20 protein-coding genes are annotated in these 13,771 nt (G+C 46.0%); 18 read left to right on the top strand and 2 right to left on the bottom strand.

Annotated elements, in window-relative coordinates; genetic code table 11:
- The first annotated feature begins 11 nt into the window (after window positions 1-11).
- The gene (locus BLQ32_RS05270; RefSeq protein ID WP_074509386.1) at window positions 12-1,148 is read left to right on the top strand and encodes a conserved virulence factor C family protein; all 1,137 of its coding nucleotides are present in this window, start codon (window positions 12-14) and stop codon (window positions 1,146-1,148) included.
- Between the two features lie 124 nt (window positions 1,149-1,272).
- On the top strand, window positions 1,273-1,587 hold the full coding sequence (locus BLQ32_RS05265; protein ID WP_036803168.1) for a hypothetical protein: 315 nt from the start codon (window positions 1,273-1,275) through the stop codon (window positions 1,585-1,587).
- 62 nt (window positions 1,588-1,649) lie between these two features.
- Here BLQ32_RS05265 and BLQ32_RS05260 read toward each other — a convergent pair whose 3' ends face one another.
- Window positions 1,650-1,892, bottom strand: coding sequence for a hypothetical protein (locus tag BLQ32_RS05260; RefSeq protein ID WP_036803172.1), 243 nt, complete (start codon window positions 1,890-1,892; stop codon window positions 1,650-1,652).
- Window positions 1,893-2,275: 383 nt separating this feature from the next.
- Here BLQ32_RS05260 and BLQ32_RS20115 point away from each other — a divergent pair, with 383 nt between their 5' ends.
- The gene (locus BLQ32_RS20115; RefSeq protein WP_280513350.1) at window positions 2,276-2,401 is read left to right on the top strand and encodes a hypothetical protein; all 126 of its coding nucleotides are present in this window, start codon (window positions 2,276-2,278) and stop codon (window positions 2,399-2,401) included.
- Window positions 2,402-2,442: 41 nt separating this feature from the next.
- Window positions 2,443-2,823 carry a VOC family protein gene (locus tag BLQ32_RS05255; protein WP_036803176.1) on the top strand — a complete coding sequence of 127 codons (381 nt, stop codon included), beginning with the start codon at window positions 2,443-2,445 and terminating at the stop codon, window positions 2,821-2,823.
- A gap of 122 nt (window positions 2,824-2,945) precedes the next feature.
- Here BLQ32_RS05255 and BLQ32_RS05250 read toward each other — a convergent pair whose 3' ends face one another.
- Window positions 2,946-3,191 carry a hypothetical protein gene (locus BLQ32_RS05250; RefSeq protein ID WP_053165819.1) on the bottom strand — a complete coding sequence of 82 codons (246 nt, stop codon included), beginning with the start codon at window positions 3,189-3,191 and terminating at the stop codon, window positions 2,946-2,948.
- A 923-nt stretch (window positions 3,192-4,114) separates the two neighbouring features.
- Between BLQ32_RS05250 and BLQ32_RS05245 the strand changes: the two genes are divergently transcribed.
- From BLQ32_RS05245 to deoD, 14 genes are all read left to right on the top strand, one after another.
- A complete protein-coding gene (locus BLQ32_RS05245; RefSeq protein WP_074509385.1) occupies window positions 4,115-4,471 on the top strand; it encodes a YolD-like family protein in 357 nt (118 codons plus the stop codon).
- 242 nt (window positions 4,472-4,713) lie between these two features.
- A complete protein-coding gene (locus BLQ32_RS05240; RefSeq protein WP_036803180.1) occupies window positions 4,714-5,151 on the top strand; it encodes a BrxA/BrxB family bacilliredoxin in 438 nt (145 codons plus the stop codon).
- Window positions 5,148-5,927: a class I SAM-dependent methyltransferase gene (locus BLQ32_RS05235; RefSeq protein ID WP_139150506.1), complete on the top strand. Its 780-nt coding sequence runs from the start codon at window positions 5,148-5,150 to the stop codon at window positions 5,925-5,927. Before BLQ32_RS05240 ends, BLQ32_RS05235 begins: the two co-directional genes overlap by 4 nt.
- A gap of 334 nt (window positions 5,928-6,261) precedes the next feature.
- On the top strand, window positions 6,262-6,858 hold the full coding sequence (locus BLQ32_RS05225) for a YpjP family protein (RefSeq protein ID WP_036803182.1): 597 nt from the start codon (window positions 6,262-6,264) through the stop codon (window positions 6,856-6,858).
- Window positions 6,859-6,963: 105 nt separating this feature from the next.
- Window positions 6,964-7,908, top strand: coding sequence for a thymidylate synthase (locus tag BLQ32_RS05220; RefSeq protein ID WP_074509383.1), 945 nt, complete (start codon window positions 6,964-6,966; stop codon window positions 7,906-7,908).
- 12 nt (window positions 7,909-7,920) lie between these two features.
- Window positions 7,921-8,409: a dihydrofolate reductase gene (locus BLQ32_RS05215; protein WP_074509382.1), complete on the top strand. Its 489-nt coding sequence runs from the start codon at window positions 7,921-7,923 to the stop codon at window positions 8,407-8,409.
- Window positions 8,402-9,145 carry a lysophospholipid acyltransferase family protein gene (locus BLQ32_RS05210; RefSeq protein WP_074509381.1) on the top strand — a complete coding sequence of 248 codons (744 nt, stop codon included), beginning with the start codon at window positions 8,402-8,404 and terminating at the stop codon, window positions 9,143-9,145. Before BLQ32_RS05215 ends, BLQ32_RS05210 begins: the two co-directional genes overlap by 8 nt.
- Window positions 9,146-9,219: 74 nt before the next feature.
- Window positions 9,220-10,059 (top strand): DegV family protein, encoded by an 840-nt coding sequence (locus BLQ32_RS05205; RefSeq protein WP_074509380.1) that lies wholly within the window; start codon window positions 9,220-9,222, stop codon window positions 10,057-10,059.
- 30 nt (window positions 10,060-10,089) lie between these two features.
- Window positions 10,090-10,887 (top strand): GDSL-type esterase/lipase family protein, encoded by a 798-nt coding sequence (locus BLQ32_RS05200; RefSeq protein ID WP_074509379.1) that lies wholly within the window; start codon window positions 10,090-10,092, stop codon window positions 10,885-10,887.
- A gap of 9 nt (window positions 10,888-10,896) precedes the next feature.
- On the top strand, window positions 10,897-11,475 hold the full coding sequence (locus tag BLQ32_RS05195) for a YpmS family protein (RefSeq protein WP_053165825.1): 579 nt from the start codon (window positions 10,897-10,899) through the stop codon (window positions 11,473-11,475).
- 15 nt (window positions 11,476-11,490) lie between these two features.
- Window positions 11,491-12,021: a peptide-methionine (S)-S-oxide reductase MsrA gene (gene msrA / locus BLQ32_RS05190; protein ID WP_074509377.1), complete on the top strand. Its 531-nt coding sequence runs from the start codon at window positions 11,491-11,493 to the stop codon at window positions 12,019-12,021.
- Window positions 12,018-12,443: a peptide-methionine (R)-S-oxide reductase MsrB gene (gene msrB / locus BLQ32_RS05185; protein WP_036803198.1), complete on the top strand. Its 426-nt coding sequence runs from the start codon at window positions 12,018-12,020 to the stop codon at window positions 12,441-12,443. Before msrA ends, msrB begins: the two co-directional genes overlap by 4 nt.
- A gap of 130 nt (window positions 12,444-12,573) precedes the next feature.
- Window positions 12,574-12,789, top strand: coding sequence for a YozE family protein (locus BLQ32_RS05180; protein ID WP_053165827.1), 216 nt, complete (start codon window positions 12,574-12,576; stop codon window positions 12,787-12,789).
- A 70-nt stretch (window positions 12,790-12,859) separates the two neighbouring features.
- Entirely contained in the window at window positions 12,860-13,564 is a 705-nt protein-coding gene (gene deoD, locus BLQ32_RS05175; RefSeq protein WP_036803202.1) for a purine-nucleoside phosphorylase, read from the top strand.
- Window positions 13,565-13,771 lie beyond the last annotated feature (207 nt).

Raw genomic sequence — 13,771 nt, 5'->3', positions numbered from 1 at the left:
AGGAATCACACGTGAAAATTACAACGATCGAACCAACGCCAAGCCCGAATACGATGAAAGTCATCATCGACCAGGAATTGCCATTTGGCAAAAGCCATAATTATACGAAAGACAACGCACAGGATGCACCAAAAGAAATCCAGGCCATCCTGGAAATCGCCGGAGTCAAAGGCGTGTACCATGTCGCGGATTTTCTGGCCGTTGAACGGATCGCGAAATTTGACTGGGAAACCATACTGGCGGAAGTGCGCCGCGTTTTCGGTGAAGACAGCAGCCATACGAACGAAGAAGAAATTGAAATCGATGAACACTACGGAGAAGTCTACGTCCATGTCCAGCAATTTAAAGGCATTCCGCTTCAAGTGAAAGTCTTCGACAGTGCTTCTGAAAAACGTTTTGCGATGCCGGCGCGGTTTGTGGCAGCGATGCAGGCGGTAATGGATCCAACAGAAGAAAACTACTTGCTCCAGCGGAAATGGGCGGATTATGGCGTGCGCTACGGGGAAAAAGAAGAAATTGGCCAAAGCGTCGTCGAAGAACTCGAAGCCGCTTATCCGCAGGAACGGTTGGACGCAATGGTCGAGCAAAACAACCATGCGGAAGAAGCCGAACCGATTGTCCGCGGCCGAAAAGTGACGCTTGCTGAATTCGATGTGCCGGACTGGGAAACGCGGTTCCAATTGCTGGAGCAGATGAACGAAGGCGAACTCGATGATGTGCCGCTGTTGGCAAAAGCACTGGAAGATGAAAAAATGTCCATTCGCCGCCAAGCGGCTATCTTCCTGGGCGATATCAAGAATCAAGCGGTTGTGCCGCATCTGGAAAAAGCGATGCGGGATAAAAGCTGGGCGGTCCGGAGAACAGCGGGCGATACGATCAGTGACCTCGGTTTCGAAGAGTTCGAACCGATTATGATGGAAGCGTTGAAAGACAAAAACAAACTGGTCCGCTGGCGGGCTGCAATGTTCTTATACGAAACCGGAACAGAAGCCTCCTTGCCTGCGTTGAAAGCGGCAGAGGAAGATCCGGAATTTGAAGTGAAACTGCAAATTAAAATGGCCATCGCCCGGATCGAGCAGGGGGAAGATGCCAAAGGGTCGGTATGGAAACAAATGACTGAAGCCCGTCAAGCCATGAAAGAGGAATAAGAAAAAGCCGGCGGAATAAAATTCGCCGGCTTTTTATGTTGGAAAAGGTTTTCCAAAGACCCGAAAGAGGTAAACTGCATTAAACCATAAAATTCAGCAGTTAAAGCCAATAGGGGGTATATACATGGAAAACGAACTGGAACTGGAGAACGAAATTTATTCCATCGAAATTTTATGCCAGGGGAAATACGAGTCCTGGGATTTTGACAGTGAAAAAAAGCGCAATTATTTTTTTGATAAGGTGAAACGGGAATTTTCGGGTAAGGAAATCAAAGAAAAAGAAGAAGACGTCGATGATTCGAAAATTGTTCAGCTTAGCGCCACCAATCTGCAGATCAAAAGCGACGGCGTATCCCAAGTGGTGCCGTATGTCTGGTACGATGCCAGCCTGTTTGAGGAGATGCTCCACTTCATCAATCACAAATACGAGCAATTCTGATTCCGGATAATGCTTAACTGTTTCAAGGACTGCCCGGAAACATAAAAAAAACCTCCTGAAAATCAGGAAGTTTGAGAAGTTTCTGGTGTGTTAATCGCTTCATAGATGGCAAGGGCGGCATCTTCAATACTTTCGTAGAGAACGATTGCTTTGCTGTCAATATAGGTCAATTCCAAAGTGCGGGTATTTTTCAGGCACTTGACGGAGATGTAAGCTTGATCCCCCCGGTGGAAAGACTGCTCAATATTGACTGTGTGGTAATAACGGACTGTTTCTAAAAGGTCTTTAATGCTTTCATAAGACATTTGCATTCTCCTTCCCAAAATGGAAAGTGACTAAGAAAAGTCTAATAGAATCCATGTGTTGCAATAGCTATAGTATACCACGGACTCCCTTTTTTTAGGGGATTATTACAGGAAAGACATGTAAATGAAATATATGAAGAAGGTGCACTTCTTGCGGTGAATCCGATAATCGGCGGAAAGGCAGGTGCGTAACTTTGGAGATTGCTGTACATGTAGTACCGCCCGGCGGCGGAGAGATGCAATTTACAATTCCAATCTCGGAAGATTCTTTTTACCGGCCAATTCCCGGAGACTAACTAAACTTTCGGGAAGATGACGGACTTTGCGCTTTTTACGTCTTAAATGTCCACCATTATTACGAAAAATTGGATGCCAGCCGCTATATGGCAGAAAACATCGTGATAGAAGCTGAACCCGTGAAGCTGCCAGACGGCATCGGCTCTGAATCCCATCAGACGCTGTGCACAACACTGAAGGCAAACCGAAATTACCCGAACCTTGGCACTTAGTTCAATAAATAAAAGCAATTGGACGAAAGCGAGGAATGAAAATGGAAGACGGGAAAACCATCCCAGGCACCATTCTGTCCGCCGATTTAACAGTCGCTCGAACGGAACAAGTAAGGGATTTTTACGAACAAGTCGTCGGTTGGAAGCATACCGGGTTGAGCATGGGAAGTTACGATGATTATGTCATGGCGGGTGCTGACGGAGAACCGGTGGCGGGCATCTGCCATCCGGAAGGAGAAAATGCAGCGTTGCCGCCGGTCTGGCTCGTTTACTTCTCGGTTGAAAATTTGCAAGCGAGTCTCGAAGCATGCAGAAAACTGGGCGGCAAAGTCCATTATGAACCCCAAGCTCCAATCAGCCCGAACAGCTATGCGGTAATTGAATATCCGCAAGGAGCATATTGTGCCATTGCGCAAATATAGTTTGCCGGGCAGATCAGCCATATCAATAGAGTAGGGGATTAAAAAGAAGCAGTGCAGAGCCATTTTCGGCTTTGCACTGCTTTTATGGTTGAACGACCAGTTCAGGACTGCGCACAGGTAACTTAAACTTGGCCTGCCTCATCCCTGAACTGGTCGTCGATTAATGAAGGATGATCCAAGTAATAATCGATATTCGAGTGCAAAGGCTTTAACATATCGATACGATTAATTTTTAAATGATCGCCGTTCCACGTCAGGTGCCGTTCCAAAATCCGCTGCTTGAGCCGCTTGTTTTTTGCCCAGCGCCGCGCAGTTAAATTGCATTTTTTGCTCAATAAATAAATTTCTACATCCTGTACTGTATCCACGGGCTTCAACTCCTTCTCTATAGTAAATCTTTTTATACGCATGCCTATAGAAATGAAATTTAATTCAGGTCACCGTTTCACTAATAGTAGTATGTGAATTAGCAATTTACAAGATATCCCCTCTTGAAGATTACAATTAATGAAGGAAGGTGTGCCAGTTTAGCCATAAAACACTCAAATGTCGAAAAGCAAAGTGAATGTACCGCTTTTACAACCCTGGATAACGAAGGAAAGTCACACAGGAAGAATAGCTTGAAAATCAGAAAATGCATGCTGATAAGGATAAAAAGTTACCCCGTAAATGGAGGAAAATAAAAAATCCCTTGAAGGGACTTTAGTTTAAGATTTATGATTGTAGAAATTGAAAAATTCTTGAAGTGAACTGACAATCTCTCCTGCCTGAAAAGAAAATAAAGAAATGGCTGAGAGTGAGAAAAACAAAACGGGAATTAATCGGATTAAATGCATTTAAGTTCCTCCTTCGTGACTGAATGTGAAAAATATACTCTTAATGCCTGGCAGCATCAAGCCGAAATGGTTTATTTCCAATCATTTTAGCCATTGAATAAGGATAAATGTCATAAAACCTACACGGAAAAGTGGGAACCTTTTAGAAGAGGCGGCCGGCGGTGGGAAATGGCTTAGCAAAAGCTAAAAATAATAATGAATTTAAAAAGGGAAGAGATGCATAGCCTCCACAAAACGGCTGACAGGCACAAACTTTGAGGCACGTCGTTCAGTAGAGCCATTCAGCGCCATGGACTTCCGTCGCTGAAACTAGAGAAAAATTAGCATATTTTCGCTTTTTTTAATGAACAATATATCAGCTATCAAAAAAATGCAATTATATTTGTACTTTTCTAATACTTCATGATATAGTAATAGAACAAACGTTCTTAGCTCTTCACGAAGGAGGAATCACCATGGTATTGACAAGAAAAATCGAAAAAAGCGATTATGCCAATGGACAAGAACATATGCAGGGGCTGAAGCTGACTAGACATATAAACAAATTGAGCCAATGGTTCGAAGAAAATAAAAGTGAAAATAAGCCGGAACTCGGTGATTGGGATTCGCAAATGATTCAAGCGGAAATTGAAGAAGCCATGGAGCGCAACTGCACCATCAGAATGAAATCCTGGAAAGACCACGAATTTCAGTACCATGTTGGTACCGTTAAACGAATGGATCTCGACACAAAATCCGTCTATTACGACGATCCGTTCGGGATCAAACGATTGCCGTTGGACGAAGTAGTAGGGGTCATGATTGTCAATTGAACCCATCGGCCTAATCGACGAGCGTTTTTTACGTGCCATGGCCCTTTTCTACGGAAAGTCGTCTTGATGCGGACCAGGCAAAAATGATGGAATTTACTCTGTGGCAAAAAACGGGTATAGGCTGCCATTCATATACCGGCAGAAGCGAAAAACTATGAAAGCGTATAGGTCTTGGGTTAGAATAGGAAGGAGAAAACGCTATTCACCCAGCGAAATAGAGACTATACGAAAGTAGGGAAACCATGAACGCATATGATGAGTACATGAAAGGCATTGTTGTCCCGATGCGCCAAGAACTGACAACGAACGGTTTTAAAGAATTAACGACTGCTGAAGAAGTGAACGAGCATATGGTGGAAGCACAAGGAACCAGCTTAGTGGTGATCAATTCGGTCTGCGGCTGTGCAGCAGGACTGGCACGTCCGGCAGTAATCGAAGCTTTGGAGACAACTGCTGCGAAACCGGACCACTTAGTGACGGTTTTTGCCGGGCAGGACAAAGAAGCGACGGCTCAAATGCGCAGTTATTTTGAAGACATCCCGCCTTCTTCTCCTTCGATTGCGGTCTTGAAAGACGGGCAGCTCGCCTATTTTATCCCGCGTGAACAAATTGAAGACCATGATGTAGAACATATCCGGGATCACTTGACTCAAGTGCTGGAGCAGGTATCGGCGCAGTGAAGACCATTGTAACGACAGCATACCGGCCGAACGGCAAAACCGACCGGATGGCAGCTCAAGCGGCAGAAGATCTTTCCATCCCGTTTGTGCTCCGGAAAAAGCGTTCGATCGAAAAAATCCATGCGGAAGAATGCGCGGATGTGCTGGTTGCAGCAAAAGAACGACTCGAATTTTACCCATTGGGCAAAACCGAGCCGTTCTTTTTTCATCCCAATTCGGCGGCGTTCCGGACAAAACGCCCGATTGAAGAAGATCCGCTTGTTGCCGTTTCGAATCTGAAAGCGGGAGATGTCTTTTTCGATTGCACGCTTGGCTTGGCATCAGACGCCATCGTTGCGGCCTACCGGGTCGGCAGCGAAGGCCAAGTCATCGGCTGTGAAAGCCATCCGGTACTCGCCTACGTCATTGAACAAGGATTGGCCCGGTACGATGCGATGCCGCATTTGGACGAGGCCATGAAACGGATCGAGGTCGCTTCAAAAAATTCAGTGGAGCTGCTGAAAAGCTTGCCGGACGGTTCCGTGGATGTCGTGTATATGGATCCGATGTTTACAGAAGAAATCACCGAAGCTTCGAATTTTACGCCGCTGCGGGGAACGGCAAACAATGGCCAACTGACCGGCGAATGGGTCAAGGAAGCGGTTCGGGCAGCGCGCAAAAGCGTAGTCCTGAAAGCGCATTTCCGCTCGGCCGATTTTGAAAAGTACGGATTTGCCAGAAGGGTGCGGCCGAATACGAAATTCCATTACGGGGTGATTGACTGCCGAACGCAGTAAATGCTGGCAACTCCTTTTCAAACGAGAAAGCTGAACCAATATTTTGAGATAATAAAAAAGGCAGCCCAAGGGCTGCCTTTTTTTGTTTTCCAGCGAACTGGAAGAAGTCTTCAGTCTGTGAAGCTCAATGAAGCTAAATATCCAAGCATAAATAATAGTCCAATACCGATAAGCAATGAAGCATCCATGAAAAAATCCTCCTTTTTCAAAAAAACAGAGCTAAATGATTACTATTATTGTACAATGAATTTCAAGAAGATGAAACCTTTACAAGCGAAATTCGTATAAATTACAACAGGCGTTAATAAAATGTTCAAAATTGAAGGTGATAGGGATGAAGAAGTGGTGGCAAAAGTCGTTGATGATTGCAGTTGCCGTTTTGACCTTGGGAGTAATTTCCCCCAACCATCTGATTTGGGAAACTTTATTAGATGAAAAAGCGCTAAGCAATTCACAGTCATCAACTGGCAATGACAAACAATATAGTTTTGACTGGATCGATCCGAGTGAACTTTATTACGATACCCATCCGTCAATCCTGGATACCGTCCATAAAGCGGCCGAAGAACAGGCATACCTGAAATTCGGAACGAAAATCGGACCGGTCATCCAAGATGAATTCGAGACGGCCATTTTGCCGAATATCCAGCGGGCGATCGATTTGCACTTTGCCGGCATGGATACTGAAACGTTGCGCAAGCTGGCAATCTCCGAAAAACCTTCCGGCGATTATTCTGAGAAGATTTTTCACATTTACGACACAGAAACATCAAAAGATGCGATCCGCTTTCATGTAAGAACCGAGAAAAAACCGCTCGAAGGCTTTTTCTTCAATTTCCATTACCATGTGGCGGAAGACAATTTCCAAAAGCACATTGCCCTCGGGGATATTTACTGGTCCAAAAACACACCGCCTAAATGGCTTTCGTAAAAGCAGGAAATTTCAATATTGTCAGCTTCTTAAAACCGTTACATTTGTAACGGTTTTTTTTGTGTGTTTTTGTTATGATAAACATAATAATGGAGGCGAATAAAAATGAAACAATACTTAGATTTATGCCAGCATATTTTACATAATGGCGCGAAAAAGGAAGACCGGACCGGTACAGGCACATTGAGTGTGTTCGGCCATCAGATGCGCTTTGACTTAAATGAGGGCTTTCCATTGATGACCACCAAAAAAACGGCGTTTCGCCTGATTGTCTCAGAATTGCTTTGGTTTATCAAAGGCGATACGAACGTGAAGACTTTATTGGAAGAAAACAATCACATCTGGGACGAATGGGCATTTGCCCAGTGGGTGGAAAGCGACGAGTACGAGGGGCCGGACATGGCCGATTTCGGAAGACGCTCCCAGAAAGATCCGGAATTTGCGGTACGTTATAAAGAGCAAATGGCGCTGTTCCAAGAAAAGATTTTGGCCGAAGACGGATTCGCTGAAAAATACGGCGACCTTGGGCCTGTTTACGGCAAGCAATGGCGCTCTTGGGCGAAAACCGACGGCGGCACGATCGACCAGTTGAAAAACGTCATCGAATCAATCAAAAAGAACCCGGATTCGCGGCGCCACCTGGTGACGGCCTGGAACCCGGAATTTATCGACGATATGGCGCTTCCGCCATGCCACATCATGTTCCAGTTTTATGTAGCAGACGGCAAGTTGTCCTGCCAGTTGTACCAGCGCAGCGCCGATGTCTTTTTGGGTGTGCCGTTCAACATAGCGTCCTACGCTTTGCTGACGCATTTGATTGCCCGCGAATGCGGCCTTCAAGTGGGTGATTTTGTCCTCACAACGGGAGATACGCATCTGTATTCAAACCACATTGAACAAGTGACGGAACAGCTGTCCAGAGAACCAAGAAAATTGCCGACCGTGAAAATCAATGAAGACGTAGCGTCTATTTTTGATTTGGAGCTGGCAGACATTACGATTGAGGGCTACGACCCGCATCCGCGCATCAAAGCGCCTGTTGCAGTTTAAGGGGGAATTTAGATGATTTCACTAATGGTGGCACACGATCCAAACCGGGTAATCGGCAAAGACAATCAGTTGCCTTGGCATATCCCGGAAGATCTGGCTTATTTCAAAAAACATACCATCGGCAAAGGAATTGTGATGGGGCGAAATACGTACGAATCGATCGGGCGTCCGCTGCCGAAGCGGCGCAATATCGTGGTAACCCGCAACCCCGAATACCGGGCAGACGGAATCGACGTCGTCCATACTTTGAATGAGGCGGTCCGGCTCGCAGAAGAACAGCATGAAGAAGTGATGGTCATCGGCGGAGAACAAATCTTCCGGACCATCCTCCCGCAAGCAGACCGCCTATACATCACACTTATCAAAAAGGAATTTGACGGGGATACATTCTTTCCGGAATACGGTCCGGAATGGACAGTTGTTTCTGAATCGGAAGAGCAGGTTTCGGGCGATATCCGCTTTGTATACCTGGTGTTTGAACGGAAAGACCGCCATGTATAAATCTCTCCGGACGTTCTCGTTTTTATTCGGCTATTTGCCGGTTGCAGCAATGAATTTGAAAAAATTCCAAGCTCAAAAAGCGAATTTGAGCAAGCAGGAATATGATGCTCTTATTCATACGGAACCCCAAAAATGGGCGAAAGGCATCATGGCTCGGACAAAGAGCCGTGTAGAAACGAGCGGGCTTGACTATTTGCCGGACGGCCCGGCGCTTCTTGTAGCCAACCACGAAGGCAATTTTGACATCCCGGTTCTGCTTTCGGAAATTCCAAAGCCGTTTGGGTTTATTTCCAAAAAAGAAGTGAAAAAATTGCCGGTCATTCCGGTATATATGGAAGACATGAATTGTGTGTTTTTGGACCGGACGGACCGAAAAAGCGCTTATAAATCGATAGCCGACACGGTTGGGAAATTGAAAGACGGCCATTCCATCCTGATTTTTCCCGAAGGCACCCGTTCCAAAGGTGAAGGAGTGACCGATTTCAAATCCGGTTTCATCCGCATTGCCAAAGATGCAGGGGTGCCGATTGTGCCGATTGCCATTCACGGCACATCGGAAATTATGGAAAAAAACAGCAACCAGATTCGGCCCGGGCATGTCACCATCAGGGTTCTTGAGCCATTTTCGGCTGAAGAAATTGAAAAACTGGACGCCAAGGAATTGATTGAAAAAGTCAAAACGACAATTGAAACGGAAGTCCAGTCGATGGCGCAGAGAAAAGCAGATCTCCAGTAGGTCTGTTTTTCCAACCCGCGCAACGTTTCAAGGCTTCCCATTATAGGAATATAAGAAATAAGGAGAGTGAAGAAATGCCGAAAATCCATATCGTAACGGATTCTACTTCGGAATTGAATCTGGAAGCCATTAAGCAATATGATTTGCATGTGGTTCCGTTAAACATCCAAATTGACGGAAAAACATATCTTGACCGAGTGGACTTGGAACCGAAAGCATTTTTGGAATTGATGGAAAACAGCCCTGAATTGCCAAAAAGTTCACAGCCGGCACCGGGTGTTTTTAAAGAGTTGTACGACCGCCTAGGCCAAAACGGCGATCAAGTGTTGTCCATCCATATGACGGGCGGCATGAGCGGTACTGTGGAATCTGCCCGCACAGCAGCCGAGCTTACCGATACAGACGTGACGGTCGTCGATTCCCGCTACATTTCACATGCGCTCGCTTTCCAGGTGCTGGAAGCGGCGGATATGGCGAGAGAAGGGAAAGCGATGGAAGAAATTGTGGCGCGCTTGGATCAAATACGCGAAAAAACCAAACTTTATGTCATTCTGGATACGCTTGACAATATGGTCAAGGGCGGCCGCATCGGAAAAGGACGGGCATTGGTCGGTTCTTTCCTGAAAATCAAGCCGATTGCCTCATTGGACGGCGGCGAATATACGCCTGTGGCAAAAGCCCGCAGCTACAAGCAAGTGGTCCAGTATTTGATGAACGACTTTAAAGAACGGACGCAGGGGAAGCAAGTCAAAGGAATCGGCATTGCCCATGCAGAAGGTTTTAATATGGCCAACCCGCTGATACAAGAGCTGGAAGCCGCAGGATTTACAGATATCAAAATGGATTACACGACACCGGTCATTTCAACGCATACAGGAGTCGGGGCGTTTGCCTTTATGTTTTATACAGAGTGACCCATTCCTAAAGCAAAAGGGGAGATAAACTTGAAACGCATCCTGTTCATCGTAGTTTTGGCATTGTTCGTATTAGCGGGATGCAGTTCAACTTTCATCTTTGGCAATGACGAAGCGGAACCGCGCATCCCGGTTGCCTTTACGGAATACCGTGTGCCCCCTAACTTTGTCCCTCAAGCATTGATCATTACAGCTCTAGGGGATTCGTTGTCGCAAGGAGTCGGCGACACGGAAAACAAGGGGGGCTATGTCGGCAGGCTGGCAAGCGAAATCAGTGAATGGCCAGGCGTTCGGGGAGCGATTGTGGAGAATACAGCAAAAAGGGGCCGCAGAAGCGATCAGTTGCTTGCGATGTTCCAAAAAGGGCAATTGACCGGCCCGTTGACAGAAGCAGATTATGTCGTCATGACGATTGGCGGCAATGACATTATGCGGATTGTTAAACGGGATTTGTTTTCGTTGAACATTGAAGCGTTTGCTGAAGAACTGGAAGTATACGAAACACGGTACGAAAACATCTACGCTTCCATCCGGTCCATTAATCCGACCGTCCCCATTATTGCCATCGGCGTCTACAACCCGTTTTCTCTGATTACCGATGAAGTGGAGGAATTTGATCAGATCATCTCCGACTACAACGAATCGATGCGGGAAATCACAGAAGCGGACCCGCAGGCATGTTATGTGCCGGTGAGCGATTTGTTTGTCGGCAATGACAACTTGGTGTACCACACGGATTTTTTCCATCCAAACAGCAAAGGGTATGACTTAATGACAGACAGGATTCTTGAACGCATGAAAGAATGCGGATTGAGTTTTCAGGAATAGGAAGTGATGATGATGAAAGTCTGGCGCTTGGCCTTTTTTGTCTTGCTGGGATTAAACCTTCTTGCACTTCTCGCATTTATTATTTTTCTTACCACTCCAGCGAAAGGCCATTCCTTGGAAAGCGCGAGTTCAGTCGAAGCGTTGAATGGCAATTCAGTTGTGCTGAATGTGACAAAGGCGGATTTTGAAGGGATTGCCAACACGTATATCCAACAGGAAATGGCCAATTCGCCGATTCCACTGACCTTAGCAGTGAACGGCGATGTCAGCCTGTCGACGGAAATTGAAGTCTTTTCGGTGCCTTTGCCGATTCTGCTCCGGTTTGATCCGTTTGTGCAGGAAGACGGCAATTTATTGCTGGTCCAAAAATCAGTGGAAGTTGGCATGCTGGATATTCCACCCGAGTCTGCGTTAAAATTATTACGGGATTCGGTGAATCTTCCCAAATTTATGGATGTTTTGCCAGCAGAAGAGCAAGTGCTGCTGAAACTGACAGAAATTCCGCTCGACGGCGGCATTTCGGTTCAGGCAACTTCGTTCAATTTGGAGGAAGATGATATCCGGTTGCGCGTTACCATTCAGCAATAAGAACGGAGTGATGGGATGAAGACAGAAAAAGCGACATTTGCAGGCGGCTGTTTTTGGTGCATGGTCAAGCCATTCGATTCTTATGAAGGCATTGAATCGGTGGTCAGCGGCTACACTGGCGGGCACGTTGAAAACCCGACTTATGAACAAGTATGTTCCGAAACAACGGGCCATTACGAAGCGGTTCAGATTACATTCCAGCCGGACGTTTTTCCATATGAAAAATTGCTGGAAGTATTTTGGAGCCAAATCGATCCGACCGATGCGGGGGGCCAGTTTTTCGACCGTGGCCAGTCTTACCAAACGGCCATTTTCTACCATTCCGATGAGCAACGGACCGCTGCTGAACAATCCAAGCAGGACTTGGAGAACTCAGGGAAGTTCTCTAAACCGATTGCAACGAAAATTTTGGAAGCCAAGCCGTTTTATTTGGCAGAGGATTACCATCAGGATTATTATAAGAAAAACCCTGCCCATTATAACCGCTATTCCGTAGGGTCTGGACGGGCAGGATTTATCGAAAAAAATTGGGGTGGACAAGCATGAAAGAAGAACTAAAAGCAAAATTGACGCCGATGCAATACCACGTCACACAGGAAAACGGCACGGAGCCGCCTTTCCAGGGCGAATACGACCAGCATTTTGAAGAAGGCATTTATGTCGACATCGTGTCCGGCAAACCGTTATTCAGTTCAAAAGACAAATTCGATGCCCATTGCGGCTGGCCGTCATTTGCCAAACCGCTTGAAGGCAGTGAAATTAAAGAAAGCTTTGATACAAGCCATGGCATGAGAAGAACGGAAGTGCGCAGTGCGGCTGCCGATTCGCATTTGGGGCATTTGTTCCCGGATGGGCCTTCCTCTTTAGGCGGCTTGCGTTATTGCATCAACTCCGCGGCTTTGCGTTTTGTGCCCAAAGACCAGCTGGAGGCAGAAGGTTACTCCGAATACAAGCAGTTGTTTGAATAACTGAAAACCCGGACAGCTGTCCGGGTTTTTTATTTCGAAAGGTTCCGTGCGGGCATCTGAAAAAAGAGTACGCTTGAACCGCTGGACGGCTGCTCGCGCATTCTTAATTGCACAACTAGGGAGGAAGAAAATGAAACGTTCTTTTTATCAATTTGCTTTAAAATACCGGGGGAAAGTCCGTCCGGATGATTTTTCCCGGTTTGCGGATGCCATGTTCCTGGATCATTCTTTTCCGAAGAGCTCGGAAGATTTTGAAGATCTTTCCCGCTATATCGAAGAAAAAGCCCATCCGGTCATGAAAGCTTCCACTTTCGATGCCATGTGGGAAGAATATACAGCACTTTAAGGCAATGCGTTGCACTTGCCGCTAAAAAACAGTATGATAAGAACGACTAAAATTAAAGTGAGGTTTTATGATGAGCGTCCATATCAATGCAAAAAAAGGCGATATCGCTGATACGATTTTACTTCCTGGAGATCCGCTTCGTGCAAAATACATTGCCGAAACATTCCTTGAAGATGTAGTACTTTACAACGAAGTGCGCAACATGTTCGGCTATACGGGTACATACAAAGGCAAACGCATTTCAGTTCAAGGAACAGGAATGGGAGTTCCTTCCATTTCTATCTATGTAACTGAATTGATGAACGAATACGATGTTCAAAAACTGATCCGCGTCGGTACATGCGGTTCGATCCATAAAGATGTAAAAGTCCGCGACGTGATCATTGCACAAAGTGCGTCAACGGATTCGAAAATGAACGAAATTATTTTCAATGGCATTGATTTCGCTCCGACTGCAGATTTCGATCTATTGCTGAAAGCGTATAATGCTGGTTTGGAAAAGAACTTGAGCTTGCGTGTAGGGAATGTCTTTACTGAAGACGTCTTCTACAATGAACATGCAGAGCACGAAAAATGGGCACAGTACGGAGTATTGGCTCTGGAAATGGAATCTGCAGCACTTTACACATTGGCAGCCAAATTCGGCCGCCAGGCATTGTCCATCTTGACAGTGAGCGATCACTTGCTGACAGGTGAAGTGACAACGGCTGAAGAGCGCCAGACGACTTTCAATGACATGATCATCGTTGCACTGGAAGCGGCAATCAAGGAATAAGCGCTGCTCCAAAAGGGTGATAGAGCCCTGCTTCGGAATCATTGAACCAATTAAGCTGGAGCGGGCAGAAGGTCCGTGCGCTTTTTGTGCGTAGACAGATGCCCGCTATAGCGGAATAAAAAGAGAAAAGACTGTCTAGACAGTCTTTTTCTTTTAATTTTTTCAAAATCTTGATAAAATCGATACAGCTTGAAGTGCAATTAAGAA

Source organism: Planococcus glaciei (genome assembly GCF_900099655.1).
GTDB lineage: Bacteria > Bacillota > Bacilli > Bacillales_A > Planococcaceae > Planococcus > Planococcus glaciei.
Note: the sequence above shows the minus strand (reverse complement) of the source record. Positions and strands in the feature narration are given on the sequence as shown.

Bases quoted from the DNA above. Each gene is read 5' to 3' on its own strand.
- BLQ32_RS05265 (WP_036803168.1), top strand. From the start codon at position 1,273: ATGGAAAACGAACTGGAACTGGAGAACGAAATTTATTCCATCGAAATT.
- BLQ32_RS05260 (WP_036803172.1), bottom strand. From the start codon at position 1,892: ATGTCTTATGAAAGCATTAAAGACCTTTTAGAAACAGTCCGTTATTAC.
- BLQ32_RS20115 (WP_280513350.1), top strand. From the start codon at position 2,276: ATGGCAGAAAACATCGTGATAGAAGCTGAACCCGTGAAGCTGCCAGAC.
- BLQ32_RS05255 (WP_036803176.1), top strand. From the start codon at position 2,443: ATGGAAGACGGGAAAACCATCCCAGGCACCATTCTGTCCGCCGATTTA.
- BLQ32_RS05245 (WP_074509385.1), top strand. From the start codon at position 4,115: ATGGTATTGACAAGAAAAATCGAAAAAAGCGATTATGCCAATGGACAA.
- BLQ32_RS05240 (WP_036803180.1), top strand. From the start codon at position 4,714: ATGAACGCATATGATGAGTACATGAAAGGCATTGTTGTCCCGATGCGC.
- BLQ32_RS05225 (WP_036803182.1), top strand. From the start codon at position 6,262: ATGAAGAAGTGGTGGCAAAAGTCGTTGATGATTGCAGTTGCCGTTTTG.
- BLQ32_RS05220 (WP_074509383.1), top strand. From the start codon at position 6,964: ATGAAACAATACTTAGATTTATGCCAGCATATTTTACATAATGGCGCG.
- BLQ32_RS05215 (WP_074509382.1), top strand. From the start codon at position 7,921: ATGATTTCACTAATGGTGGCACACGATCCAAACCGGGTAATCGGCAAA.
- BLQ32_RS05210 (WP_074509381.1), top strand. From the start codon at position 8,402: ATGTATAAATCTCTCCGGACGTTCTCGTTTTTATTCGGCTATTTGCCG.
- BLQ32_RS05205 (WP_074509380.1), top strand. From the start codon at position 9,220: ATGCCGAAAATCCATATCGTAACGGATTCTACTTCGGAATTGAATCTG.
- BLQ32_RS05195 (WP_053165825.1), top strand. From the start codon at position 10,897: ATGATGAAAGTCTGGCGCTTGGCCTTTTTTGTCTTGCTGGGATTAAAC.
- msrA (WP_074509377.1), top strand. From the start codon at position 11,491: ATGAAGACAGAAAAAGCGACATTTGCAGGCGGCTGTTTTTGGTGCATG.
- msrB (WP_036803198.1), top strand. From the start codon at position 12,018: ATGAAAGAAGAACTAAAAGCAAAATTGACGCCGATGCAATACCACGTC.
- BLQ32_RS05180 (WP_053165827.1), top strand. From the start codon at position 12,574: ATGAAACGTTCTTTTTATCAATTTGCTTTAAAATACCGGGGGAAAGTC.
- deoD (WP_036803202.1), top strand. From the start codon at position 12,860: ATGAGCGTCCATATCAATGCAAAAAAAGGCGATATCGCTGATACGATT.